The sequence below is a fragment of the Geodermatophilus sp. SYSU D00700 genome, assembly GCF_054050255.1.
Map to the genome: position 1 here is coordinate 1 of NZ_JBJGZA010000011.1, position 25,445 is coordinate 25,445.

Annotated in this window: 20 protein-coding genes; 2 read left to right on the forward strand and 18 right to left on the reverse strand. The window is 76.3% G+C overall.

What is annotated here, in order from left to right:
* Positions 1-279: 279 nt before the first annotated feature.
* From ACI79V_RS10560 to ACI79V_RS10580, 5 genes are all read right to left on the reverse strand, one after another.
* Positions 280-1,695, reverse strand: coding sequence for an FAD-binding oxidoreductase (locus ACI79V_RS10560; RefSeq protein ID WP_456889008.1), 1,416 nt, complete (start codon positions 1,693-1,695; stop codon positions 280-282).
* Positions 1,696-1,782: 87 nt separating this feature from the next.
* A complete protein-coding gene (locus ACI79V_RS10565) occupies positions 1,783-3,183 on the reverse strand; it encodes an FAD-binding oxidoreductase (protein ID WP_456889009.1) in 1,401 nt (466 codons plus the stop codon).
* The gene (locus ACI79V_RS10570) at positions 3,180-6,797 is read right to left on the reverse strand and encodes a BTAD domain-containing putative transcriptional regulator (RefSeq protein WP_456889010.1); all 3,618 of its coding nucleotides are present in this window, start codon (positions 6,795-6,797) and stop codon (positions 3,180-3,182) included. Before ACI79V_RS10570 ends, ACI79V_RS10565 begins: the two co-directional genes overlap by 4 nt.
* Before the next feature lie 52 nt (positions 6,798-6,849).
* A complete protein-coding gene (locus ACI79V_RS10575; protein WP_456889011.1) occupies positions 6,850-8,532 on the reverse strand; it encodes an MFS transporter in 1,683 nt (560 codons plus the stop codon).
* Positions 8,533-8,548: 16 nt separating this feature from the next.
* Complete coding sequence (locus ACI79V_RS10580) at positions 8,549-9,241, reverse strand: LppX_LprAFG lipoprotein (RefSeq protein WP_456889012.1); 693 nt, start codon at positions 9,239-9,241, stop codon at positions 8,549-8,551.
* Between the two features lie 112 nt (positions 9,242-9,353).
* Between ACI79V_RS10580 and ACI79V_RS10585 the strand changes: the two genes are divergently transcribed.
* Positions 9,354-9,764 carry a hypothetical protein gene (locus ACI79V_RS10585; protein WP_456889013.1) on the forward strand — a complete coding sequence of 137 codons (411 nt, stop codon included), beginning with the start codon at positions 9,354-9,356 and terminating at the stop codon, positions 9,762-9,764.
* On the opposite strand, the gene ACI79V_RS10590 is transcribed toward ACI79V_RS10585, so the two are convergent.
* Both ACI79V_RS10590 and lepA read right to left on the reverse strand, forming a co-directional pair.
* Entirely contained in the window at positions 9,743-10,432 is a 690-nt protein-coding gene (locus tag ACI79V_RS10590) for an MOSC domain-containing protein (RefSeq protein ID WP_456889015.1), read from the reverse strand. The two genes, ACI79V_RS10585 and ACI79V_RS10590, sit on opposite strands and share 22 nt — an antisense overlap.
* Positions 10,429-12,258, reverse strand: a complete 1,830-nt coding sequence (gene lepA / locus ACI79V_RS10595) for a translation elongation factor 4 (RefSeq protein ID WP_456889017.1) — start codon at positions 12,256-12,258, stop codon at positions 10,429-10,431. Before lepA ends, ACI79V_RS10590 begins: the two co-directional genes overlap by 4 nt.
* A gap of 180 nt (positions 12,259-12,438) precedes the next feature.
* Between lepA and rpsT the strand changes: the two genes are divergently transcribed.
* Entirely contained in the window at positions 12,439-12,699 is a 261-nt protein-coding gene (rpsT, locus tag ACI79V_RS10600; protein ID WP_456889019.1) for a 30S ribosomal protein S20, read from the forward strand.
* A gap of 67 nt (positions 12,700-12,766) precedes the next feature.
* On the opposite strand, the gene holA is transcribed toward rpsT, so the two are convergent.
* From holA to nadD, 11 genes are all read right to left on the reverse strand, one after another.
* Positions 12,767-13,771 carry a DNA polymerase III subunit delta gene (gene holA, locus ACI79V_RS10605; protein ID WP_456889020.1) on the reverse strand — a complete coding sequence of 335 codons (1,005 nt, stop codon included), beginning with the start codon at positions 13,769-13,771 and terminating at the stop codon, positions 12,767-12,769.
* Positions 13,772-13,827: 56 nt separating this feature from the next.
* Positions 13,828-15,858: a beta-galactosidase gene (locus ACI79V_RS10610; protein WP_456889021.1), complete on the reverse strand. Its 2,031-nt coding sequence runs from the start codon at positions 15,856-15,858 to the stop codon at positions 13,828-13,830.
* On the reverse strand, positions 15,855-16,763 hold the full coding sequence (locus tag ACI79V_RS10615; protein ID WP_456889023.1) for a carbohydrate ABC transporter permease: 909 nt from the start codon (positions 16,761-16,763) through the stop codon (positions 15,855-15,857). The genes ACI79V_RS10610 and ACI79V_RS10615 overlap by 4 nt, the downstream gene beginning before the upstream one ends.
* Before the next feature lie 5 nt (positions 16,764-16,768).
* Complete coding sequence (locus ACI79V_RS10620; protein WP_456889026.1) at positions 16,769-17,713, reverse strand: carbohydrate ABC transporter permease; 945 nt, start codon at positions 17,711-17,713, stop codon at positions 16,769-16,771.
* Between the two features lie 13 nt (positions 17,714-17,726).
* On the reverse strand, positions 17,727-19,079 hold the full coding sequence (locus tag ACI79V_RS10625) for an ABC transporter substrate-binding protein (protein ID WP_456889028.1): 1,353 nt from the start codon (positions 19,077-19,079) through the stop codon (positions 17,727-17,729).
* Between the two features lie 58 nt (positions 19,080-19,137).
* Entirely contained in the window at positions 19,138-21,465 is a 2,328-nt protein-coding gene (locus ACI79V_RS10630; RefSeq protein ID WP_456889030.1) for a ComEC/Rec2 family competence protein, read from the reverse strand.
* Positions 21,462-22,295, reverse strand: coding sequence for a ComEA family DNA-binding protein (locus ACI79V_RS10635; protein ID WP_456889033.1), 834 nt, complete (start codon positions 22,293-22,295; stop codon positions 21,462-21,464). Before ACI79V_RS10635 ends, ACI79V_RS10630 begins: the two co-directional genes overlap by 4 nt.
* A gap of 138 nt (positions 22,296-22,433) precedes the next feature.
* Positions 22,434-23,336 (reverse strand): DegV family protein, encoded by a 903-nt coding sequence (locus ACI79V_RS10640; protein ID WP_456889035.1) that lies wholly within the window; start codon positions 23,334-23,336, stop codon positions 22,434-22,436.
* A gap of 65 nt (positions 23,337-23,401) precedes the next feature.
* A complete protein-coding gene (locus ACI79V_RS10645) occupies positions 23,402-24,139 on the reverse strand; it encodes a histidine phosphatase family protein (RefSeq protein WP_456889036.1) in 738 nt (245 codons plus the stop codon).
* Positions 24,136-24,714 (reverse strand): ribosome silencing factor, encoded by a 579-nt coding sequence (gene rsfS, locus ACI79V_RS10650; RefSeq protein WP_456889037.1) that lies wholly within the window; start codon positions 24,712-24,714, stop codon positions 24,136-24,138. The genes ACI79V_RS10645 and rsfS overlap by 4 nt, the downstream gene beginning before the upstream one ends.
* The gene (gene nadD / locus ACI79V_RS10655) at positions 24,711-25,394 is read right to left on the reverse strand and encodes a nicotinate-nucleotide adenylyltransferase (RefSeq protein WP_456889039.1); all 684 of its coding nucleotides are present in this window, start codon (positions 25,392-25,394) and stop codon (positions 24,711-24,713) included. Before nadD ends, rsfS begins: the two co-directional genes overlap by 4 nt.
* Between the last annotated feature and the right edge of the window lie 51 nt (positions 25,395-25,445).

A 25,445-nucleotide genomic window follows, 5' to 3' on the forward strand; every position in this document is an offset into this window, starting at 1 on the left:
TGCCCGAGGGGCCGACCAGGACCAGGAACTCCCCGTCGGCGACGTCCAGGTCCAGCCCGCTCACCGACGGTGCGGTGGCACCGGGATAGGTCAGCGTCGCGTGGTCGTAGGTGATGGCGGCCATGAGAGTTCCTTCCTGCGCCGGGGGATCCGGCGAACTGTGACACGCGTCGCTCCCCGGCACCACAGGCGGGTCCGACCTGCCGCCGATCCGTGACCGGCGGCCGGCACGGCGGGAGCCCGGAGGCCGTCGCCCCCCGGGCTCCCGGGCGTCGGGGGTCAGGCTCCCGCCCGCGTGTAGTGGCCGGCCTGCAGGACGCCCTGCGGGTCGTAGGTGGCGACGACGTCGCGCAGCCGGGCCAGGGTCGCCGGGTCGTAGCACCGCCGGGCCGACGTCGCGTCGTGTGGGATGCCGAAGTTCGGCCACACCCCGCCGGTGTCCCAGTCGGCCAGCGCGGCGAAGACCTCCGCCGCGTGCGCCAGCGTGGTCGCCTCGGCCACCGGGTCGGGCGCCACGCCGACGGTCAGCACGCTGAAGCGCGCCGACCGGTGCGCGAAGGCGTCCGGGTACCGCGGCGGGCGGGCGTACGCGCCGCCCAGGTGCCGGACCTCCACCATGGCCTGCACCGAGCCCGAGCCGGGGCCGGCCACCGCGAGCAGCCGCTCGGCCGCCGCGGCCGGGAAGTCGTGCAGCAGGATCGCCGGGTCGGTGACCGGCATCGGGTCGACCGGGTCGGCGTGCACGTGGTCGATCTCGGGATAGGGCCGCAGCATGGCGTCGTCGAGGAGCACGGGCGCGACGGCGCGGATCTCGTCGAGCAGCCGCTCCCCCTCGGCCGGGTCGCCGGTCCAGGCCAGCCGGACGCCGAGCGTCATCCTCCCGGCCAGCGGCGGCGGGACCTCCGGCGCCTCGGGCAGCTGGAAGACCACGAACGACGTCGTCCCCTGCTCGGGCAGCGCGTCCGCCCAGTCCCGCCACCGGTCGACCACCGCCGGGATGTCCGGGCCGTCGAAGTACACCGCGCCGCCGTAGAAGGTCGGCAGGTGGACCAGGTCGAACTCGACGGCGGTGACGATGCCCGCGGCGCCCTTCCCGCCCCGCAGCGCGGCGAACAGGTCGGGGTGCTCGGTCGGGGTCACCCGGCGGGACACGCCGTCGCCGGTGACGACGTCGAAGGCGCGCACCCGGTCGGCGGCCAGGCCGAACGTCCGGGCCAGCGGGCCGACGCCGCCGCCGGTGGTGTAGCCGACGATGCCGACGTCGGTGGTCGAGCCGTTGAGCCCGGCCAGGCCGTGCGGCGCCGCGGCCTCGACCAGCCGCGCCCACTTCACGCCGGCGCCCACCCGGGCCCAGCCCTCGGGGTGGACGGTGCACTCGTCGAGGCCGCGGGTGACGACCAGCAGGTGGCCGGCCAGCGAGCTCTCGGCGCCGTGGCCGGTGGCCTGCACGCCCGCGGTCAGGCCGTGCTCGCCGGCGAAGCGGACCGCGGCCGCGACGTCCTCCGCGGTGCGGGCGTCGACCACGGCGGCCGGCCGCATCGGGACGGCGAGGTTCCACGGGGAGACGAGCGCGTCGTAGCCGGGCTCGCCGGCCGCGTGGACCGAGCCGGTCAGCCGGTCGCGCAGCGCGTCGAGGCAGACGTCCGGGTCGACGTCGACGATGGTGTCGACGGGGGCGTCGAGGATGCTGGTCACGGGGTCCTCCAGGTCGGGTGTCGCTGACGGGAGGAACCGTGGCGCCGGGCGCCTGAGGCGGAGTTGGGACGGCCCTGAGACCCGGTCTCAAGCGGCGGGGTGCGCCGCGACGAAGAGCGCGCCGGGGTCGACCGCCCGGCGGACGGCCGACAGCCGCGCGTGCACCCCGGGCGGGAACACCTTCCGGGTGTCGGTGCGCTCGTCGAGCATCGGCAGGTAGTGCCGGCCGGTCGCCCAGGGCTCGAGAGCGGACAGGAACCGCGCGGCGTCGGCCCGCTGCTGCGCCCAGTGCGCGGCGCCGTCGTCGGGCCCCTGTCCCAGGCCGAGGCCCAGGGCGAGGAACCGGCCCTCCAGCAGCGACAGCGCCCCGCCGTCGGGCGCGGGCCGGCCGAGCGCGCCGCCGAGCTGGCGCAGCTCGGCGGCGGCCAGCCGGCTCCCCGACCGCGGCCCCGCGGCGTCGACGACGGCCGCCAAAGCCGCGTCGGGCAGGTCGGAGACCAGCATGCTGCTCGCGTACGCCGGCGTGGGCCCCTCGGGGTCGAGGTGCAGCCGCACCAGGGACGACGCCGGGACGCGGGTGACCGTGTCGATCTCCGGGCGGAGCGCGCGCAGCGGGGCGAGCACGTCCGCGGCGGTGGCGTCGTCGCCGAGCACCGCGCCGTCGACCATGGCCAGCCGGCGGCCGCGCAGCTCGGCCGGGATCTCGGGGCCGGTCGGCACCTCGAGCAGCCGGAACGCCGTGGTGGCCTCCTCCGGCGCGGTCGCGCACCAGGCCACCCAGCCGGGCAGGACCTCCTCGACGGCGGCCGCGTCCCACGCGAGGAAGCCGGCCACGACGGTGTCGAGCGGGAACAGGTCGAACTCCAGGGCGGTGACCACCCCGAGCGGCGCGGCGCCGCCGCGCAGCGCCCAGAACAGGTCCGCCTCCCGGTCGGCGGTGGCCCGGACGGCGCTGCCGTCGGCCAGCACGAGCTCCACCGCGGTCACCGCGTTGCACTGCAGGCCCAGCCGGCGGGCGTACCAGCCGATGCCGCCGCCCAGGGAGTACCCGACGACGCCGACGTCCGGCGACGACGGGTGCCGCGCGGCCAGCCCGTACCGGCCGGCCACCTCGGTCAGGTCGCCCCACAGCACGCCCGCGCCGGCCCGGGCGGTCCGCCGGGCGGGGTCGACGTCGAGCTCGCGCATGGCCGAGGTGCGCAGCAGCACGGCGTCGGCGAGCCGGCCCTCCAGCGGCGGCGCCCCGTGCCCGGTGCCCTGCGGGGCCACCGACAGGCCGGCGGCGGCCGCGGCGCACAGCACGTCGGCGACCTCGTCGGGGAAGGCCGGGTAGACCACGGCGGCCGGCCGGTCGTCGACCTGCACGTTCCACGCGGCGCGGGCCAGGTCGTAGGAGGGGTCGCCGGGCAGGTGGACGGCGCCGCCGCACAGGCCGCGGAACAGGTCCGCGCGGGAGCGCAGGGTCGTCGTCACCTGGTGCTGGGTCACGGCGGTCCTCCCGTCGGTGTCCCCACACGCTGCCGGTCGGCACTTGAGGAGAACCTGAGACCGCCGTCGGTGGCCGCCGACTCGAGCACGGCGCGCACGGTGCCCGGGGTCAGGAACAGCCGCTGCGCCACCTCGCGCGTCCCGTACCCGTCCCCGGCCAGCTGCAGGATCCGGCGCTCGGTCGGCGAGGGCCGGCGGACGGCGTCCCGGGCCGGGTCGTCGGTGCAGCCGCGGGCCCGCAGCGCCGCGCACGCCTCCTCGGCCAGCGCCGCGGCGCCGTGCTCGCGCGCGGCCCGCAGCGCGTCGCGCAGCAACGGGACCGCCTCCCGGTCGGGCAGCCGCGCGACGCCGCCCAGGGCGCAGCGGGCGCGGGCCAGCTCCACGGCCGCGGTGGTGCCCTCCAGCAGCGCGACGCCCTCGCGGAGGAGGTCGACCCCGTCGTCCCCGCGGAGGCGGCCGAGCCGGACCAGCGCCGGGCCCAGGGCGCTCGGCGCGCCCCACCGGCGGAGGAGGTCGGCCTCGGTCTCGAGGAGGTCGGCCGCCTCGCGGGTGCGGCCGAGGCCGGCCAGCGCGGCGGCGGTGATCCCGCGCCACGGGTTCCACACCGGGTTGGGGATGGGGACCGGCGCGGGGATCGCGGCCAGCGCGTCCAGCGCGTCGGCGCAGCGGCCCTCGGCCACGAGCAGCCGGGCCCCGGCCAGCCGCAGCAGCCGGTCGCCGTCGCCGGCGGCCGGGACCGCCGCGGCCGCGTCCGCGGCGGCGCGGGCCCCGGCGACGTCGCCCCGGTCCAGCCGGACGCCGATGCGGAAGGCGGCGGCGAAGGGCGCGCCCACCGCCGCGCCGCCCCACATGGCGACCTGCTCGAGCGCCTCGGTGAGGCAGGACTCCGCCTCGTCGAACTCGCCCCGCCGGCCGTGCCAGAACCCCTGCCAGATGTTGGTGGACATGGCGGCGAACAGCGATCCCCGGGCGTGCGCGTGGGCACGGGCGCGGTCCCAGAAGTCGCCGACGTCGTCGTCGGCCAGCATCCGGATGATCGCGGCCACCACCCAGAACAGGCCGCTGTCGACCTCCCACAGCCGGTCACCGGCGAGGGCGGCGCGGGCCAGCCGCACCGCGCGGGCGCGGTCGGTGCCCTGGATGGTGACGTCGTAGGCCAGCGCCGCCGCGAGCATCTGCGCGCCGTGCCCCTCGCCGCTGGGGTCGGGCACGTCCCGCCGCCAGACCGCCGGGTCGAGGGCGTGCATGTAGCCGCTGGTCATCTCGATGGCCTGCAGCGCCTGGCGGTGGTCGGCGAGCTCGTCGGGCAGCACGCTCGCCGCCTCCCGGGCGAACGCGGTGGCCACCCCCCGCTCGCCGGCGAAGACGAGGGTGCGGGCCACCGCGGTGGCGATGTCGGCGCGCGCCCGGGGGTCCTCGTGCAGCGCGTGGGCCTCCAGCAGGTGCCCCACGCCGGCCGCGCCGTCGAGCAGCGCCTCGAGCAGGCCGAGGTCGGTGAGCACGTCGCGGCGCCGGGCGTCGGAGGGCGGCTCGTCCAGCGCCCGCCGCAGGTGGGTGACGGCGCTGTCGGAGGCGCCGCGCTCGGCGGCCGTCCGCGCGGCCCGCTGCAGCACCGCCACGGTGGCGTCGTCGTGGCGCCGCGGGGCGAGCAACAGGTGGGCGGCGACCTGCTCGTCGCTGGCGCCGGCCGCCCGCAGCAGCGCGGCGGCCCGCTCGTGGTGCAGCGCCCGCTCGGCCGCCGGCAGGTCGCGGTGGATCGCCTCGCGGACCAGCGGGTGGACGAAGGCGACCGGCTGCTCGTCGCGCACCACCTCGGCGCGGGCCAGCGCGGCGAGCGCGGCCGCCGCCGTGGCCTCGCCACAGCCGGCCAGCGCGGCGACGGCCGGCAGCGAGGCGCCGTCGCCGAGCACCGCGGCGGCGCGGGCGACGTCGGCCACCTCCGGCGGCATCCGCCGCAGCCGCACCAGCACCATGCTCGACACCGCCCGCGAGCCGACGGCGACGACGGTGTCGGCGTGCGCCGCGTCCGGCCGGACCCGGTCGGCCTCCAGCCCGCGCAGCAGCTGGCGCAGCAGCAGGGGGATCCCCGAGGTCGTCCGGTGGCACGCCTGGGCGAAGAGCGGGGAGACCGGCTCGCCGAGCCGGCGGCCGACCATGCGCTCGGTGGCCGCCAGCGACAGCGGCGCCGGCCGGAGGACGACGGCGGCCGGGTCGAGGGCCAGCTCGCCGACCAGCGCCTCGTCGTCGTCGGCCTCCCCCGTGCGGACCGTGGCCACCACCAGCACGGGCAGGGACTCGAGCCGGCGGACGAGGTAGGCGAGGAAGCGCAGCGAGGCGCCGTCGGACCACTGCAGGTCGTCGACGGCGAGGACGAGGGGTCCCTCGGCGGTCAGGTCGACCACCAGCCAGTACAGCCCGTGCAGGGCGGCGAAGGAGCCGTCGGCGGGTTCGGCGGGCGCCAGGTCGAAGACCCCGCGGGCGCTGGCCGCCGCGCCCGACAGCAACGCCTCGCCCCGCTCGCCGGCGAGCAGGGGCTCGAACAGCTGCCGGGCGATGCCGAACCCGAAGGACCGCTCCAGCTGGCTGCCGCGAGCGGCGAGCACCCGCACCGACCGCTCCGCCGCCAGCCGGCGGGTCTCGGCCAGCAGCCGCGACTTGCCGATGCCGGCCGGCCCCTCGACCAGCAGCACGCCGTGCTCCCCGGCGGCGAGGTCGTCCAGGGCGGCGTGCACGGCGGCGACCTCGCGGTCGCGGTCGAGCAGCTCGTCGCCGGCGCCGGCGCCGGAGCCGGGCACGGAGGCGTGCGCGGCGGGCGGGGCCGGCCGGCGGCCGGCCGGCGGGCCGTGCAGGGCGGGCGCCTGGGCGAGCACCTGCTGCTCGAGCTCGCGCAGGGCCGGGCCGGGGTCGACGCCGAGCTCCTCGGCGAGCGCGGTCCGGGCCCGGCGGAGGGCGGCCAGCGCGTCGGCCTGCCGGTGGGCGCGGTACAGCGCCAGCGCCAGCAGCCGCCAGCGCTCCTCGCGCAGCGGCTCCTCGGCGACCATCGCCTCGAGGTCGGGGACGAGCAGCGCGGCCTCGCCGCAGCGCAGCCGGGCGTCGGCCCGCCGCTCCCGGGCCACGGCGCGCAGCTCCGCCAGCCGGCCGGTCGCGGCCTCCGCCCACGGCTCGTCGGCGTACTCGGCCAGCGCCGGCCCGCGCCACAGCGCCAGCGCCTGGTCCAGCAGCGCGACCGCGGCCACCGGGTCCTCCGTGGCGCCGGCCTGCTGCACCAGCGCCTCGAAGCGCCACGCGTCGACCGCGTCGGGCGGCAGGCGGACGGCGTAGCCGCGGCCCTCGCGGACGATGACCGCCGAGCGGGTCCGGGCGGCGCTGCCGGGCTGCAGCCGGCGGCGCAGGTGCGAGACGTAGGCCTGCAGCGCGCCGACGTCGTCCTCCGGCGGGTCGTCGCCCCAGACCGCCTGCACCAGGCTGCCGACCGGCACCACCTCGCCGCGGGCCAGGACGAGGACCACCAGGACGGCGCGCTGGCGGGGACCGCCCAGGTCGAGGGGGACCCCGGCGGACGAGGCGGTCACCGGGCCCAGCAGGCCGATCCGCAGCTGCTGCGTGTCGTCCACCGGCGTCCCTCCCCCGCGCACGGTAGAGCAGACGCCGACCCGCGGGTATCGGTCAGCGCGCGGCGCGGTCCTCCCGCAGCAGCCCCAGCGCCGCCACCGCGGCCAGCGCGGCCGCCACGGCCGCGCCGGCGAACACGGTGTGCAGCTGGGTGAGCACGGCGGCGTCGGTGGCCGCCTCGTACGCCGGGCAGTCGGCCGGGGTCGCCGGGCAGAGGGTCAGCGGCGAGCCGATGGCCTCGACCTCGGCGGTGAACCGGCGCAGCGCGACGGCGGTCAGCAGCGAGAGCCCGACGAGCATGCCGACGGTGCGGGCGACGACGGCGAGCGCGCTGGCGCTGCCGTGCACCGCCGCGCCGGTCACCGCCAGGAGCACCGCGTTGACCGGCGCGATCGCCAGGCCGAAGCCCAGGCCCGCGGCGAGCAGCACGACGGTGGAGGGCCACTCGTCCAGCGAGGTCTCGCCCCAGCCGGTCATCGCCCACAGCGCCAGCCCGGCCAGCGCCGTGCCGGCGGCCGCGACCAGCCGGGGGGCCACCCGCCGGCACAGCCACCCGCCGGCCACCGCACCGACCGGGACGGCGACGAGCAGCCGCAGCAGCACCAGCGCCGCGCCGAGCTGGTCGCCGGGGGTCGTCGTCGCCCGGGCGAACAGCGGGACGTCGACCAGTGCGGCCACCAGCGCGACGCCGACGAGCAGGTTGACCAGCAGGGCGCCCCACGCCCCGGCCGGGCGCAGCTCGGCCAGCGGCAGCACCGGGTCGGGCGTGCGCCGCTCGTGCAGCCAGAACGCGACCGCGGCCGCCGCGGCGACCGGCAGCAGCACCGGGCCGTGCGCGACGACCTCGGTGGCCGGGTCGGCCGCGGCGAAGGCCCACACCAGCGCCCCGAGCGCGACCACCACGAGCAGCGAGCCGGCGACGTCGACCTCGCGCAGCAGCCGCGGCACCCCGCGCAGCGGCAGCACCGCGCCGCCGGGAGCGGTGAGGCTGCGGGCGACCAGCGCGGCCCCCGCGACGACGGCGGCGAGCACCAGCGGCGTCGCGGGCGGGACGCCGTCGAGCAGCGGCACCCAGGCCAGGCCGAGCGTGACGTCCTCGGCCAGCGCGGGCGGCTCGGCCAGCTGCAGGCCCGCCGCGACGCCGGTGACCGCGAGCAGCAGGAGCCCCAGCGGGTCCGGCCGCCGCCCGCCGGTGACGACCACCCCGGCGGCGAGGGCCAGCCCGAGCAGCAGGTTCAGCCAGAACACCGCGCGCCAGTCGGCGACGGCGAGCACCGCGGCGCCGGCCAGCGGCCCGAGCACCGCGCCGGCCTCCTGCACCGCGCCGACGACGCCCAGCGGCACCGCGCGGCGCTCGGGCGGCCAGCGGTCGGCCACCAGCGCCAGCGTGGCCGGCACCAGCCCGCCGGCGCCCACCCCCTGCAGGCCGCGGCCGGCGACGGCGGGGCCCAGTCCGGCCGCCGTCGCGGTCAGCAGCGAGCCGAGGGCGAACAGCAGCAGGCAGCCGGCCAGCACCGGCACCCGCCCGCGCAGGTCGGCCAGCCGGCCCAGCAGCGGCAGCGTGGCGGTGTAGCCGAGCAGGAAGCCGCCGATGATCGGCGTCGCCCGCTGCAGCTCGTCGATGCCGACGCCGACCCCGGTGAGGATGTCGGGCAGGGCCAGGACGACGACGTAGGTGTCGGCCGCGGTGACCAGCACCGCCAGCGTCGCCAGGGCGACCAGCGGCAGCCCCGGCACGGTGCGGGTCGCCGGGTCAGCCGGCAGGTGGTGCGGTGATCTCGACATCGGCGCCGAAGTCGGAGAGCTCGATGGTGAAGGTGGCGTCCTGGTCGGCGGCGTAGAAGGGGCCGGTGAGCTCGGCGCGGCGCAGCTGGCCGCTGTCGGTGGCCACCGAGAAGCGGGCGTCCACCGGCTGGGCGGGGTCGGCGCTGGTGAGCACCTGCTCGACCAGGTCCCCGGGCAGCTGGGCGGTCACCTCGCGCACGACCTCGCCGTCGACCCGCCGCTCCTCCCCCAGCTCGGCGGCGTCGGCCTCGGCCAGCAGCTGCGAGATGCCGGTGTCGGGGTCGAGCAGCGCGCCGGGGTCGCCGAAGCCGAACTGCGCGGGGTCGACGACGCTGAACCCGCTGGTGAAGGGCAGCTGCGCGTAGACGGTGCCGTCGACCGAGACGACGGCGAGGTCGAGCGACGCCCCCGCCGCGAGGACCTGCAGGGTGCCCTCGAACGACGCCGGGCGCAGCACGTCGCCCTCCCCGCCGGTGAGCGCGGTGCCGGTGGTCGGGGCGCCCTCGCTGGTGAGCACGAAGTGCAGGCTGCTGGTCTCGTCGAGCGTCGTCTTCGCCCGGGTCAGCAGCTCGCCGGCGGATTCCTCGGGCTCCCCTCCCCCGCAGCCGGCCAGCGCGACCACCAGCCCGGCGGCCAGTGCGGCGGTGCGCAGCAGCGGCATCGACGTCCCTCCCCGTCCGTGCCGGCGGGCCCGGCGCGGGCACGGTAGCGCGCCGGGAGCCGCGCCAGCGGGAGCGTCCGGTCCTGTCGGCGGCCGGGGGCAGGGTGTGCGCATGGAGATCCTGTTCATCGCCAGCGTCAGCGTGATCGCCCCGGACCCGGTGGGGAGCCGCTCGCTCTACGTCGACGCCCTCGGCCTGCCCCTGGAACGGCTGGACGGCGACTACTTCGCCAGCGAGCGCATCGAGGGCAGCAGGCACTTCGGCGTCTGGCCGCTGCGCGAGGCCGCGCAGGCCTGCTTCGGCACCCCTGACTGGCCGGCCGGGCGGCCGGTGCCGCAGGCGAGCGTCGAGTTCGAGCTCGCCGGCACCGACGCGGTGGCCGCCGGCGCGGCCGAGCTGGAGGGCCGGGGCGTCGAGCTGCTGCACGGGGCGCGCACGGAGCCGTGGGGGCAGACCGTGGCCCGGCTGCAGAGCGCCGAGGGACTCGTGGTGGGGCTGTCCTACGCGCCCTGGCTGCACTGAGCGCCGGGTGCGCTCTCCGCGCGGGCGCGGGCGCGGGCGATGCGTCCGGCGAGCTTGGCCTGCGCCTTCACCGGGAAGGCGGCCAACGCCGGCTCGAGCTGGGCGATCCGGTACGGCTGGGTGGTCAGCGCGCGGAACGCCAGGCCGGTGGTGACGCCGTGACCGGGGCGCTCGACGACGGTGACCTCGTCGCCCGCCCCGAGGTCGCCGGTCTCCAGCACCCGCAGGTAGGCACCGGTGGCGCCGCGCGCGGTGAACCGCTTGACCAGGTCTGGGACGTCCCAGAACCGGGCGAAGGTGGCGCACGGGGTCCGCGGCGCGGTCACCTCGACCAGCGCCGTCCCCACCCGCCAGCGCTCGCCGATCTCGGCGGCGGTGAGGTCGATCCCCGCCGTCCGCAGGTTCTCCCCGAACCGGCCCGGCGGCAGGTCGCGGTCGAGCTCGGCGGCCCAGCCGTCGGCGTCCTCCTGGGCGAAGGCGTAGACCGCCTGCCCCTCGCCGCCGTGGTGCTTGCGGTTGGCCTGGACGTCGCCGGCGAGGCCGAGCGCCCCGACCGCGACCCGCCCGCCGACCGGCCGCTTGTCGATGCCGCTGCGGTCGGGCCGGCGCCCGGGCAGGGGCAGCAGATCGGGGCCGGACACGCAGACGGCCAGCAGCCGCGCGGTCACTTCCTGGCGGAGGAGGGCTCGCTGGTGGACAGCGCGGCGACGAAGGCCTCCTGGGGGACCTCGACCCGGCCGACCATCTTCATCCGCTTCTTGCCCTCCTTCTGCTTCTCCAGCAGCTTGCGCTTGCGGGTGATGTCACCGCCGTAGCACTTGGCCAGGACGTCCTTGCGGATGGCGCGCACGGTCTCGCGGGCGATCACCCGCGAGCCGACGGCGGCCTGGATCGGCACCTCGAACTGCTGCCGCGGGATGAGCTCGCGCAGCTTGCCGGCCATCATCACGCCGTAGCTGTACGCCTTGTCCTTGTGCACGATCGCGCTGAACGCGTCGACGGCCTCGCCCTGCAGCAGGATGTCCACCTTGACCAGCGCCGACTCCTGCTCACCGGCCTCGGCGTAGTCCAGCGACGCGTAGCCGCGGGTGCGCGACTTCAGCGCGTCGAAGAAGTCGAAGATGATCTCGCCGAGGGGCAGCGTGTAGCGCAGTTCGACGCGGGACTCGCTGAGGTAGTCCATGCCGCCGAGCTGGCCGCGCCGGCTCTGGCAGAGCTCCATGATGGTGCCGGTGTAGTCGCTGGGCGCGATGATCGTGGCGTTGACGACCGGCTCGAAGACCGTGTCGATCTTGCCCTCGGGCCAGTCGCTGGGGTTGGTCACCGTGTGCTCGGTGCCGTCCTCCATGACCACGCGGTAGACGACGTTGGGCGCGGTGGAGATCAGGCTGATGCCGGCCTCGCGCTCGAGGCGCTCGCGGACGATCTCCAGGTGCAGCAGGCCGAGGAACCCGACGCGGAAGCCGAAGCCCAGCGCCGCGGAGGTCTCCGGCTCGTAGGTCAGCGCGGCGTCGTTGAGCAGCAGCTTGTCCAGCGCCTCGCGCAGCAGCGGGTACTCGCTGCCGTCGATCGGGTAGAGGCCGGAGTAGACCATCGGCCGGGGGTCGCTGTACCCGCCGATCGGCTCGGCGGCCGGGCGGTGCTGCAGCGTGACGGTGTCGCCGACGCGGGACTGGCGGACGTCCTTCACCCCGGTGATGAAGTAGCCGACCTCCCCGACGCCGAGACCGTCGACCGGCTTGGGTTCCGGTGAGATGACGCCGATCTCGAGCAGCTCGTGGGTGGCGCCGGTCGACATCATCTTGATCCGCTCGCGGCTGGCGATCCGCCCGTCGACCACCCGGACGTAGGTGATGACGCCGCGGTAGATGTCGTAGACGCTGTCGAAGATCATCGCCCGGGCCGGGGCGTCGGCGTCGCCCTCGGGCGGCGGGATCTGGGCGACGATCGCGTCGAGCAGCTCGGGCACGCCCTCGCCGGTCTTGCCGCTGACCCGCAGGACGTCGTCGGGGTCGCAGCCGATGATGTGCGCGATCTCGGCGGCGTACTTCTCCGGCTGGGCGGCCGGCAGGTCGATCTTGTTGAGGACCGGGATGATCGTGAGGTCGTTCTCCAGGGCCAGGTAGAGGTTGGCCAGGGTCTGCGCCTCGATGCCCTGCGCGGCGTCGACCAGCAGCACCGCGCCCTCGCAGGCGGCCAGCGACCGGGACACCTCGTAGGTGAAGTCCACGTGGCCCGGGGTGTCGATCATGTCGAGGACGTACTCGTCGGCGCCGACCGTCCAGGGCAGGCGCACGTTCTGCGCCTTGATGGTGATGCCCCGCTCGCGCTCGATGTCCATGCGGTCGAGGTACTGGGCGCGCATCTGCCGTGCCTCGATGATCCCGGTGACCTCGAGCATCCGGTCGGCCAGCGTCGACTTGCCGTGGTCGATGTGGGCGATGATGCAGAAGTTCCGGATCCGGGCGGGATCGGTGGCAGCGGGAGTCGTCACAGTGCCGCCATCGTCCCACGGCCGGGCGCGACGGTGCGGAGCACCGTGCCGGGGCACACCCGCGGCCGGGGTGGGACGGCCCCCGGGACGCTGGTAACCTGGCAGGCCGGTCCGCTGACGCCTGCCGTCCGGACGTACCGACAGACCTGCACCCTTCCTGCGAGACACCGAGGCTCACGCGTGGCGAACATCAAGTCCCAGATCAAGCGGAACAAGACGAACGAGAAGGCGCGGCAGCGCAACGTCGCCGTCAAGTCCGCCCTGAAGACGGCCGTCCGCCGCTTCCGCGAGGCCGCTGCCGCCGGCGACACCGACGCCGCGACCACCGCCCTGCAGCGGGCCAGCAAGGCCCTCGACAAGGCCGCCAGCAAGGGCATCATCCACAAGAACCAGGCCGCCAACCGCAAGTCGGGCATGGCCAAGCAGCTGACCAGCCTCTGAGCTGCGTCCCGCGCTCCCGGGCCCCCGTCCTCCTCGCCGGAGGACGGGGGCCCGTCGCTTCTCCGGCTCAGTACCGGGCGCGGGCGCGGGGGTCGCGGCCGGTGGTGGCGCGGATGTCCACGATGCGGCGGATCGCGCGCTCGAGCGCGTAGTCGGCGCTGGCCGCCACGCCCTTGACGTCGGCGTTGAGCTCGGCGGCCACGCCGATCGCCTGCTGGAGGCCCTCGATGCTCCAGCCCCGCGCCTGGGACTGCGCCTTCTTCACCTTCCACGGCGGCAGCTTGAGCGCCCGCGCGAGCTCGCCGGTGTTCGACGTGTTCAGCGAGGTGACCCGGGCCGCGGTGCGGATGCCGTCGGCGATCGCGTCGGCGACGAGCACGTGTGCGACGCCGCGCTCCAGCGCCCAGCGCAGCGTCTCGATGGACCCCTGCCGGTCCCCCACCAGCACCCGCTCCGCGACGGTGAAGCCGCTGACCTCGGCCTGACCGCGGTGGAAGCGGGCGACGGCGTCGGCGTCGATGGCGCCGCCGACGTCGGCGACCAGCTGCGTGGCCGCCGAGGAGAGGGCCCGCAGGTCGCCACCGACGGCGTCGACCAGCGCGGTGACCGCGTCCGGGGTGATCCGCCCGCCGGCTCCGCGCACCTCGTTGCGCACGAACGCCGCCCGGTCGCCGGGTGAGGAGATCTTGGCGCACTCGTCGACGGCCGCGCCGGCGGCGCTCAGGGCCTTGAGCAATGCCTCGTTGCGCTTGCCGCCGTGGTGCACGACCACGAGCGTGAGGTCGGGGTCGGGGTCCTTGCAGTAGCCGGTCAGCGCGTCGACCAGCGCGCTCGCCGCCTCGTGCACCCCGCTGACGACGACGAGGCGGTGCTCGCCGAACAGCGAGGGGGCCAGCACGTCGGCCAGCTGCCCGACCGGGAGGCCGAGGGCGGTCAGCTCGTGCAGCTCCGCCTGCGGGTGCCGCTCGAGGACGGCGGCCCGCACCGCGGCCACCGCGCGCGAGCGCAGCAGCTCCTCCTCGCCGACGACGGCCCGCAGGCGGGAGGTCGGCGGGGGCGGTGCGGCGGTCACCCCGGCATGGTGTCACGCGCCGCCGACAGCCCCGCGGTCCTCCGCCGGGTGGCGGGTCAGGCGTCCTCGCGGACCACGGCGGCTCCCCGCGCCGGCACGACCACCTCGCCGTCGACCTCCCGGCCGGTGAGCAGCTCGGTCCCGCGGGCCGGGACGCGCTGCTCCCGGCCGGTGTGGTCGAGGCAGAACAGGTAGGAGCGCGCGCCGTCGTCGGACACCCGGCGGACCACCTCCACGCCCGGCGGCACGGCGGCGACCGGCCCGACGCCGGCCTCCTCGAGCACCCGGCGCAGCAACGCGTCCCAGGAGGCGTCGTCGAGCTGGGTGGCGACGTACCAGGCGACCCCTCCGCCGGGCAGCGGGCGACGGGTGACCGCGGGCTGGCCGGGCACCGGCCCGGCGAGCACCCGGGCGACGACCTCGACGTCGTCGCCGACCGTGCCCTCCTCGGACCAGACCGTCCCCCGCCAGCCGTGCTCGAGCTCGAGCACCTCACCGGGCAGCAGGGGCAGCACCTCGGTCATCCGTACCCCGAGCAGGTCGCGGAAGGCGCCCGGGTAGCCGCCGAGGCGGACGTGCTCGTGCTCGTCGACGACGCCCGACGAGCACGTGACGACGACGTGGGCTCCCGCGGCGCCCGCGGCGGCGATCGCCTCGGCGGTGGCGTCGGTGCACAGGTGCAGGGTCGGGACGACGACGACGCGGTGGGCGGCCAGCCGCTCGGCCAGGTCGTCGGCGGCCACGGGGACGACGTCGCTGGTGACCCCGGCCGCGCGCAGCACGCGGTGCACCGCGCGGCCGGCGTCGAGGTAGCGCAGCAGCTCGGTCGGCCGGGAGGGGGCGTCGCAGGCCCACCAGGCCTGGTGGTCGAACACCTGCGCGACGTCGGCCTGGACCCGGGTGCCGCGGACCTCGTCGAGGCTGCGCAGCGTGCGGCCGAGCTCCTTCACCTCCCGCCAGGTCCGCGAGTCGGTGCCCGCGTGCGGCAGCAGGCCCGAGTGGTGCTTCTCCGCGCCGGCCCGGCTGGCCCGCCACTGGAAGAAGCAGACGCCCTCGGCCCCGCGGGCGACGTGGACGAGGCTGTCGCGCACCGCCTCTCCGGGCCGCTTGGCGACGTTGACCGGCTGCCAGTTGACCGCGGAGGTCGAGTGCTCCATCAGCAGCCAGCGCCCGCCCCCGGCCAGGCCACGGGTGAGGTCGGCGCAGAAGGACATCTCGGCGTGCGGGTCGGGCAGCCGGTGGTCGAGGTAGTGGTCGTTGGAGACCACGTCCTGGGTGGGCGCCCAGACGCCGTAGTCCATGGCCCACTGGTGGCTGGTGACCATGAAGTTGGTCGTGACCGGGACGTCCGGGGTGATCCGGCGGAGCACCTCGGCCTCGGCGAGGTACTGGTCGAGCAGTTCGTCGGAGGAGAAGCGCAGGTAGTCCAGCCGCTGCGTGGGGTTGCCGGTGGCCGTCGTCCGCCGCGGCACGCCGATCTCGGCCCAGTCGCCGTAGCGCTGGCTCCAGAACGCGGTGCCCCATGCCTCGTTGAGCGCCGCCAGCCCGTCGGTGCCGGTGCCGTAGCGGCGCTGCAGCCACCTGCGGAACGCCTCGGCGGACACGTCGCAGTAGCAGTGCACGTTGTGGCAGCCGAGCTCGTTGTTGACGTGCCACATGGCCAGCGCGGGGTGCCCGGCGTAGTGCCGGGCCAGGTGCTCGACCAGCGCCAGCGAGCGCTCCCGGAACACCGGCGAGGACGGGCACCAGGTCTGCCGCCCGCCGATGGCGAAGCGGGTGCCGTCCTCGGCGACGGGCAGCACCTCCGGGTGCAGCCGGGCCAGCCACGGCGGCGCCGACGCCGTCGCGGTGGCCAGGTCGACCCGGATGCCGCCCTCGTGCAGCAGGTCCACGACCTCGTCGAGCCAGCCGGTCTCGAAGCGCCCCGGCTCGGGCTCGAGCAGGGCCCAGCTGAACACCCCGACGGTGACCAGGTCGACGCCGGCCTCCCGCATCAGGGCGACGTCCTCGGCCCACACCTCACGCGGCCACTGCTCGGGGTTGTAGTCCCCGCCGAAGGAGATGGAGTCGGTGGGCCAGCGGCTCACCTGTCCGACCCCGCCGACAGCCCGGCCCGCCAGTACCGCTGCAGGACCAGGAAGGTGATGATCAGCGGGACCACCGAGACCAGCGAGCCGACGACGGTCAGGATCTGCAGCTGCGGGTCGCGCGATACCTGGGACTGCCAGGAGAACAGGCCGAAGGTGATCGGCCAGAGGTCGTTGTTGCGCAGCATGATCAGCGGCAGCAGGAAGTTGTTCCAGATGACGACGAACTGGAACAGGAAGATCGTCACCAGCGCCGGGCTCATCAGCCGGACGGCGATGGTGGAGAAGATCCGCCACTCGCTGGCACCGTCGAGCCGGGCAGCGTCGATCAGCTCGTCGGGGACCGAGGCGGCCGCGAAGATCCGGGACAGGTACACCCCGAACGGGCTGACGATGCTCGGCAGGAACACCGCCCAGAAGGTGTTGGTGAGGTCCACCCGCGCGAAGAGCAGGAACAGCGGCAGGGCCAGCGCGGTCGCCGGCACCAGGACCCCGCCGAGGACGATGGAGAACAGCAGCTCCCGGCCGCGGAACTCGTACTTGGCCATGGCGTAGCCGGCCATCGCCGCCAGCAGCGTGCCCACCGCGGCGCCGAGCCCCGCGTACAGGAGGCTGTTGAGCGCCCAGCGCAGGAAGATGCCGTCCTCGCGGGCGAAGAGCGCCGCCAGGTTGGCCCCGAGGTTCCAGTCGGCGAACCAGAAGCCGTTGCTGTTGATCAGGTCCGGCTGGGACTTGGTCGAGTTGACGACCAGCCAGTAGACCGGCAGCAGGAAGTACACGGCCGCGGCGACCAGGACGACCATCGCCGCGGTCACCGAGACCGGGGACTCCTGGGTGGCCCCTCTGCGCGCCAGCCGCGACCGCGGCGGGGTGGTGCTCTGCTTCCCGCCCTGGACGGGCGCCACGGTGCTCACAGTCCCGACCGCCTCGAGGTCGCCCGCAGGAACGCGAAGGAGAGGATGAAGGTCGCGAGGGCCAGGACCACCGACATGGCGGCGGCCAGCGGGTAGTTGTTGGCACTCGCCGTCGTGTAGGCGAGCAGGTTCGGGGTGTAGCTCGACGTCACGTTGGTCGAGATCGCCCGGAACACGACCGGCTCGGTGAACAGCTGCAGCGTGCCGATGATCGAGAACACCCCGGTGAGGACCAGCGCGGGCAGCACGAGCGGGATCTTGATCGACCACGCGGTGCGGATGCCGCCGGCGCCGTCGACCTTGGCGGCCTCGTAGACCGACTGCGGGATCGCCTGCATCGCCGCGAAGATGATCAGCATGTTGTACCCGGTGTAGGTCCAGGTCACGACGTTGGCGATCGACCACAGGATGGTGCCCGAGCCGAGGAAGTCGACCTCGAGCCCGCCGTCCTCCAGGAGACCCACGATCGGGCTCAGCTGCGGGCTGTAGAGGAACGCCCACATCAGCGCCGCGATGACCCCGGGGATGCCGTAGGGCAGGAAGAAGGCGATCCGGAAGGTCCGCTTGAGCCGGGCCACCGCCGAGTCCAGCAGCAGGGCGAGCAGCAGGGCGAACCCGAGCATGATCGGCACCTGCACGACGCCGAACAGCAGGACGCGGCCGACCCCCTCGAGGAAGGCCGGGTCGGTGACCACCCGGGAGTACTGCTCCAGCCCGGCGAAGGTGGTGGTCGTCTCGCCGAAGATCCCGCCGGTGCGCTCGGTCTTGGTCAGGCTCTGACCGATCGCGTAGCCGATGGGCAGCAGGTAGAAGAGGACGAACGGGACCAGGAACGGCAGCGTGAACCAGATCCAGGCCCGGGACCTGACCGCCGTCCTCCCCTGCCGCCGCGGTGCGGCGGCAGGGGAGGACGGGCTGGCCGGCGGGGCGACGGCGGTCATGGCCGGTGCGAGGTCAGTCCGCGACCTGGACGCCCTGGCTCTCCAGGGACTCCACCGACGCGGCCTGGGCGTCGGTCAGCGCATCCGAGAGCGTGCCCTGACCGTTGAGGGCGGCGGTGAAGCCGTCGCTCATGGCCGTGTAGGTGTCGGTCATGGTCGGGCCCCAGGTGAAGTCGGTGTTCACCTGTTCCGACGCCTGGTTGAAGATGTCGAAGATCTCCTGGCCGCCGTAGAACTCGACTCCCTGCTGCAGGGCCGGGACGTCCGCGCCGGCACGAGCCGCCGGGAAGAGGCCGCCGAGCTCGTTGGCCATGGCCAGCGCCTCGGGGTCGGTGTTGAGCCACAGCGCGAAGCGCGCCGCCTCGGCGGGGTGCTCGGTACCGGAGAGGACGGCGGTGGTCGAGCCGCCCCAGTTGCCGGCAGCCTCCTCACCGCCGGCCCACTGCGGCAGGGGAGCGACCCGCCACAGGCCCGCGGTGCTGGCCGCGTTGTCCCGGATGGTCGAGTAGCCCCAGGCCGCCGACGGCCAGCTGGCCACCTGGCCGGAGTTCCACGCGGCGTAGAGGTCGGGCGAGAAGCCCTGCAGGTTGGTGGCGACGAGGTCCTCGTCGATCATCCGCTGCCAGTACTCCGCGACCTCCTGCGCCTCCGGGCTGTCGACGTTGACCTGGACCTGGTCGCCGTCGAGCTCGAACAGGCTCGCCCCGCGCTGCCACAGCAGACCGGTGAACCAGTTCGCGTCGCCCTGCGGGAAGTGCGTGATGTAGGCGCCGGTGGCCTGCTTGAGCTGCTGGGCGGCCTGGTAGTACTCGTCCCACGTCGCCGGCGGCTCGGTGATGCCGGCCTGCTGGAAGAGGTCCTCGCGGTAGAACAGCGCCATGGGGCCGGTGTCCTGCGGGATCGCGTAGACGCCCTCGTCACCGAGCTGCACCTGCGACCAGGTCCAGTCGACGAACTCGGCCGACGCGTCCTCGACGCCCTCGCAGGCGCTGATGTCCTGCAGCCCGTCCTGGAGCCGGAAGCTCGCGAGCGAGTCGTACTCGATCTGGCTGATGTCCGGCGCCGTCCCGGCCTCCAGGCCGTTGAACAGGTTGCTGTAGGTGCCGGCGTTGCCGGCCGGGGTGGTCTCCACCTCGACCTGGACGTCGGGGTTCTCCTCGTTCCACATGGCCACGACCTCGTCCATGCCGGGCACCCACGTCACGAAGTTGAGCGTGACCTCGCCGTCGGACGCGGCACAGTCGGTGGAGCCACCGCCTCCGCCGCCGCCCGCGGCGGTGTCGTCGTCCCCGCCTCCGCCACAGGCTGCCAGGGCGAGCATGGGGAGGGTCATGGCGGCCACCATCAGGCGGCGCTGGTGCTTCACAGAGAACTCCTCGTCATTGGGGGGTCCGGCAGAGGGTGACGGTTGCGCTGAGGCGGAGTCAAGGAGCCGGGCCGTGGCGCGCGACACCCCACTCCTCGGCGCTGCCGACGACGGCGAGATCCCCCTCGAGGTCGGTCCGGTGCACCCTCGTTCCGGCTCTGACCAGGGCCGATACGAGATCCGGCGCCGGGTGGCCGTAGGTGTTGTCCGCCCCCACCGAGACGATCGCGACCCGGGCGCCGACCGCGGCCAGGAACGCCGGGTCGGCGTCGGCGCTGCCGTGGTGGGGCACCTTGAGGACGTCGGCGGTGAGGTCCACCCCGCGGTCGAGCAGCCGCGCCTCGGCGGAGGCGCCGAGGTCCCCGGTGAGCAGCACCCGCAGGCCCCGGTGGGTGACCCGGACGACCAGGGACAGGTCGTTGGGCTCGGCGGCCGCCGTGGCGATCTCGGGAGGCGGCGCGAGGACCTCCAGCCGTGCTCCGCCGACCGTCCGCACGTCGCCCGGCTCGAGCACTTCCCGGCGCGCTCCGGCGCGGGCGGCCTGCGCGTCCAGCGCGGCCCCGCGGTCGTCGGCCGGGGACAGCGTCCCGGTGGCGATCGTCCCGACCTCCCGCCCGGCCAGCGCGCCGGCCAGGCCCCCGGCGTGGTCGGCGTCGAGGTGGGAGAGCAGCACGAGCGGGAGGGTGTCGACCCCCAGCCGGTGCAGGCACGCGTCGACCGGGCCGACCTCCGGCCCGGCGTCGACCAGCACGGCCTCCCCGGGGCCGGTGGGCACGACGAGGGCATCCCCCTGGCCGACGTCGCAGGCGACCAGCACGGCACCGGACGGCGGCCAGCCGCCCGCCACCTGGCGCAGCGGCCAGCCGAGCAGGACCACCCCGAGGAGGACGGCGAGGGCCAGGGCGCGCAGCCGCCGGGAGCGCCACAGCACCAGCCCGGCGGCCACGAGCAGCGCGGTGAGCAGCAGCGCGCCCCGGGTGCCGGCCGGCCACCCGGTGGCCGCGTCGGGGAGGCCGGCGGCCGTCCGGGCGACGGCCACCAGCCACCGCACCGGCCAGCCGGCCACCCAGACGAGGGCGTCACCCGCCGGCGGCGCGACCGGGCCGACGAGCGCGGCGAGCAACCCGAGCACCGTCGCGGGCGCCACGGCCGGGGCCGCGAGCAGGTTGGCCGGCACCGACACGGGGCTGACCAGGCCCGACAGCCCGGCGACCAGCGGCGCGGTGGCCAGGCCGGCGGCCGCGGCCACCGCCACCGCGTCGGCGAGCACGACGGGCCACCTGCGCCGCTGCAGCGCGCGGGACCACCCGGGCGAGAGCAGCACGATGGCCGCCGTCGCGGTCACCGACAGGGCGAAGCCGGCGTCCCACGCGAGCCGCGGGTCGAGCAGCAGCAGGACCGTCACCGCGGCCGCGAGTGCCGGCACCGCCACCCGGGAGCGGCCGGAGGCCAGCGCCAGCAGGCCGACGCCGCCCATGGCGGCCGCCCGGACGACACTGGCGGTCGGCCGGGCCAGCACCACGAACCCGGCGAGCGCGACGAGGGCCACCAGCGCCTGCACGCGGCGGTCGACGGCCCGGCGGCGCAGCGGTGCGAGCACCCCGGCGAGGACGATCGCCACGTTGGCGCCGGACACCGCGGTGAGGTGGGACAGCCCGGCGCGACGGAAGTCCTCGGTGAGCACCGGGTCCATGGCGCGGGTGTCCCCGACGACCAGGCCGGGCAGCAGGCCGGCCGCGGAGGGGTCCAGGACGCGGGCCGCCGAGCCGGCGAGCCCGTCGCGCACCCCGCCGGCCAGGCGCTGCACCCACGGCGGCTCGCCGACCGGGTGCGGGGGTCCACGCGCCGAGAGCCGGGCCACGATCCCCTCGGAGGCGGGCGCCGCGCGCACGGCGACCCGCGCCCGCACCCGCTGACCGGGCAGCAGGTCGGTCCAGCCGTCCACGGGCGCGAAGACCACGACGGGCGCGGTCAGGTCGACCGTCGAACGGCCGTCGTCGAACGCGGTGACCGTGGCGTCGAGGGCCAGGCGCGGCGCGGCCGCGCTCCCTACCCGCCGGGGGTCCCCGTCCACCTCGAGGGCCACGGCCACCGTGCCGTCCGCGCCGACCCCGGCCAGCGGGGAGGCGGCGTGGGCGGCCCCCCGCACGGCCGCGATCCCGGACGCGGTCGCCACCGCGCCGAGCACGGCGAGGACGACGAGCGCACCGGCCCGGTCCCGCCTGCGGGCCACGACGGCGGCGCCGGCCACCGCCCCGGCCGCGACGGCGGCCGATGCGGCCGGGGGGACGTGGACCGCGCCGAGGGTGACGGTCCAGACGGCGACGGCGACGGGGACCAGCCGCAGGTCGAGCCAGGTCCGGCGGACCGGTGGCGGGACCGTCACACCCGCACCAGGTCGGCCAGCTCGGCGTAGATGGTCGGACCGATGCCGGGGACGTCGTCGAGCTGCTCGACGCTGGTGAAGCGGCCGTTCCGGTCACGGTGGTCGACGATCCGTTCGGCCAGGACCGGGCCGATGCCGGGCAGGGCGTCGAGGTCGGCGGCCGTGGCGGTGTTGAGGTCCAGCGGCCCGCCCGGGGGTCCGGTCCCGGCCGGCGCGGCCGCCGGTGCGGCGCCGGGCACGCCGACGGCGATCTGCTGGCCGTCGGTCACGACCGCGGCCAGGTTGACCGACGCGGGGTCGGCCTCGGGCAGCAGCCCGCCGGCCGCGGCGACCGCGTCGGCCACCCGCGCGCCCTCGGGCAGGGTCACCAGGCCGGGCCGCACCACCAGGCCGACGACGGAGACGACGACGGTCGCCTGTGTCCCGGCGGCCTCCCCCACCGCGGGCGGGTCCGGTGCCGCCGGGGCGGAGGTCACGGCCGGCGGCGCGGGCTGCACGCTGGGCCGGTCGAGCCAGGTCCAGCCGGCCACCGCCAGGGCGGCGAGGAGGCCGGCCGCCCACAGCGCCCAGGTGCCGCGCCGGCCCGGGTCGACGCGCACCGCCCGCGCCGCCGCCAGGTGCCGTCCCGGGTCGTGCGGTCCCTCGTCCGCGGCCTCGGCGGGCCCGTCGTCGGCGTGGTCGTCAGGCGCGTGGTCGTCAGGCGTGTGGTCGTCGGTGTCGTCGCGGGGGTCGTCGTCGGGCAGCCAGCCGGACCGGCGGCCCTCGTCGAGGAGCACCCGGAGCCGGGCGCGGATGACGTCGGCGTCGTCGCGGCGGGAGGTCAGGCGCACCCGGCGGACGCTAGAGACGACGTCGGCCGCCGCGGACCGTCCGGCGGGCGCCTGTGGACGGCCTCCCCGCCTGTGGACGGGCCGGAGCCGGATCCGGGCACCCGGGTGCACGCTGCGCCGGTGCCCCACCTCCTCCGGTCAGTCCCCGCGCCGCTCCGCGCCGGTGCCGGGCTCCTCGCCCTGATCGGGTCCCTGCTCCGCCGGTGCCACCACGACGCCGACCGCGCCGGGTCCGACGTGCGCGCCGATGACCGCGCCCAGTTCGCTGACGTGCAGCTCCCGGATCCCGGGGATCGCCTCGCGCAACTGGGCGGCCAGCTTCTCCGCGCGCTCGGCGGCGGCCAGGTGGTGCACCGCCACGGAGGCGCCCGGCCCGCCCGCGGCCTCCGCCGCCCGCTGCACCAGGCGGGTGATGGCGCGGGCGGTGGTCCGCACCCGCTCGAGGGGCACCACCCGCCCGTCGACCACGTGCAGCACCGGCTTGATCGACAACGCGGTGCCCAGCAGCGAGGCGGCGGAGCCGATGCGGCCACCGCGGCGCAGGTGCTCGAGTGTGTCGACGACGAACAGCGTGCGGGTGCGCGCCGCGGTGCCGTTGGCCGCGGCGGCGACCGTGGCGGCGTCCGCGCCCTCCGCGGCGGCGCGCGCGGCGGCCAGGACCGCGAAGCCGGTGCCCATCGCCGTCGACCGGGTGTCGACGACGGTGACCACGTGCTCCCCGACCTGGGCGGCGGCCAGCCGGGCGGCGTCCCAGGTGCCGGAGAGGTCGGCCGACAGGTGGACGGAGACGACCCGGTCGGCGCCGGCGGCCAGTCGCCGGCGGTAGGCCGCGACGAAGTCACCGGGCGTGGGCCGGGAGGTCGACACCCGCTGCCCGCGGACACTGAGCGCCCGGGCGACGTCCCCGGGGGTGATCTCCTCGCCCTCGCGTCCCGACCGGCCGGCGAGCACCACGTAGCAGGGCACCACCTCGATGCCGTACCGGGCGACGACCTCGGGAGGCAGGTAGGCCGTGGAGTCGGTGACCACGGCGACGGGCATCCGGCGAGGTTAGTCCGCGTCCGGCCGGACGACCGCTGGGGTGCCGACCGGCCGAGGCGCCGGCCTCAGGTCAGCGCGTCGGCGTCCTGGGCCGGCGGGGCGCCCTCCGGGGTGGCACCGGCGTCGAGCCCGGAGCGTCCGGCCCGCCCGTCCCCTTCCGCCCCGGGGACGACGGCGACGGAGCAGTTGTGCCGCAGCAGCCGCCACCGCTCCCCCTGCCGGGCGATCTCGCTCCAGCCGCAGTTGGCCAGCGGCCCGAACACCCGCCGGTGCTGCGGGCCGAGCCCGAGCAGGGCCTCGATCAGCCGTCCGGCGGTGCCGCCGTGGGTGACGACGACGGCGGTGTCCACCGCCGGCAGGTCGGCCAGCGCGGCCAGGGCGCGGGCCACGACGGCCGCGTTCTCCTCACCGCCGCGGCCCTGGACCGGCCTGCCGGCGAGCCAGTCGGCGTACTGGCCCGGGAACCGCTCGGCCACCTCCTCGCGGGTCAGCCCCTCCCAGCAGCCCAGCCCGTGCTCGCGCAGGCGCTCGTCGAGGTGCAGCGGGACGCCGAGCAGGGCGGTCAGCACCGCGGCCGTGTCGGCGGCACGGACGAGGTCGCTCGAGACGACGGCGGTCGACCCGCGACCCAGCCCGCCCGCGACCAGGTGGGGTGCGGTGCGCACCGCCTGCGCCCGGCCCTCGGCGTCCAGCGGCGGGTCCAGCTGGCCCTGGAACCGGCCGGTGGCGTTCCACTCGGTCCGCCCGTGCCGCCAGACGACCAGCCGCGGCACCGGGAGGTCGGGCAGGACGGCGGCCGTCACCGGCCCGTCGCGTCCCCGGGCTCCCCCGCCGTCCCGTCGAGCAGGGGGTCCCCCTCGAGCAGGTCGTCGTCGAGCAGGTCCTCGTCGGTGGTCCCGCCGGTCGCGTCCGCCGCCGGCTCGTCCGGGTCGGGCGCCAGCAGCGCCGGACCGGAGCCGGCCGGGTCCACGTCGTCCGCGGACAGGGTGCCGGCGGAGGCGCCGTCGCCGGCCGGGGCCGCGCGGTCGACGAACGGGATGGTCGGGCAGTCCTTCCACAGCCGCTCGAGGGCGTAGTAGGCGCGTTCCTCGGCGTGCTGGACGTGCACGACGACGTCGACGAAGTCGAGCAGCACCCAGCGGGCCTCGGCGACGCCCTCGCGCCGCACGGGCTTGATGCCCCGCCCGCGCAGCCGCTCCTCGACCTCGTCGACGATCGACTGCACCTGGCGCTCGTTGGGCGCGGAGGCCAGCACGAACGCGTCGGTGATCGCGAGCCGGTCGCTGACGTCGACGATCGACACGTCGGTCGCGAGCTTGTCGGCCGCGGCCTGGGCCGCGAGCAGTGCGGTCTCCCGCGCCTCGGCCGAGGCGGTCATCGGGGCACCTCCTGGAGGGGGGTCGAGGGTGGGTCGGACGGACCGGCGTCCGGCCGGTCGGCGCGTGGGGCGCCGGGCCGCCGCGGGCCCGCGTCTGATCGGTAGAGGCGGCGCTTCTCGATGTACTGGACCACCCCGTCGGGCACGAGGTACCAGACCGGCATGCCGCGGGCCACGCGGTCGCGGCAGTCGGTGGAGCTGATCGCCAGCGCCGGGACCTCCACCAGGCTGACCGCGCCCTCGGGCAGGTGCCCGTCGGCCAGGGTGAACCCGGGGCGGGTGACCCCGACGAAGTGCGCCAGCCGCAGGAACCGCTCGCTGTCGCGCCAGGTGAGGATCTGCGCGAGGGCGTCGGCGCCGGTGATGAAGAACAACTCCGCGTCGGGCCGCTCCCGGTGCAGGTCGGTGAGCGTGTCGATGGTGTAGGTCGGGCCCTCGCGGTCGACGTCGACGCGGCTGACGGTGAAGCGCGGGTTGGAGGCGGTGGCGATGACGGTCATGAGGTAGCGGTCCTCGGCGGGACTCACCACCCGGTCGGTCTTCTGCCAGGGCTGACCGGTGGGCACGAAGACGACCTCGTCGAGCCCGAACAGGCCGGCCACCTCGCTCGCCGCCACCAGGTGGCCGTTGTGGACGGGGTCGAACGTCCCGCCCATCACGCCGATCCGGGTGCCGGTCACCGATCGAGCCTAGCCGGGCGGGACTGCCCGGGCCGGGCCGGACCGGTCACG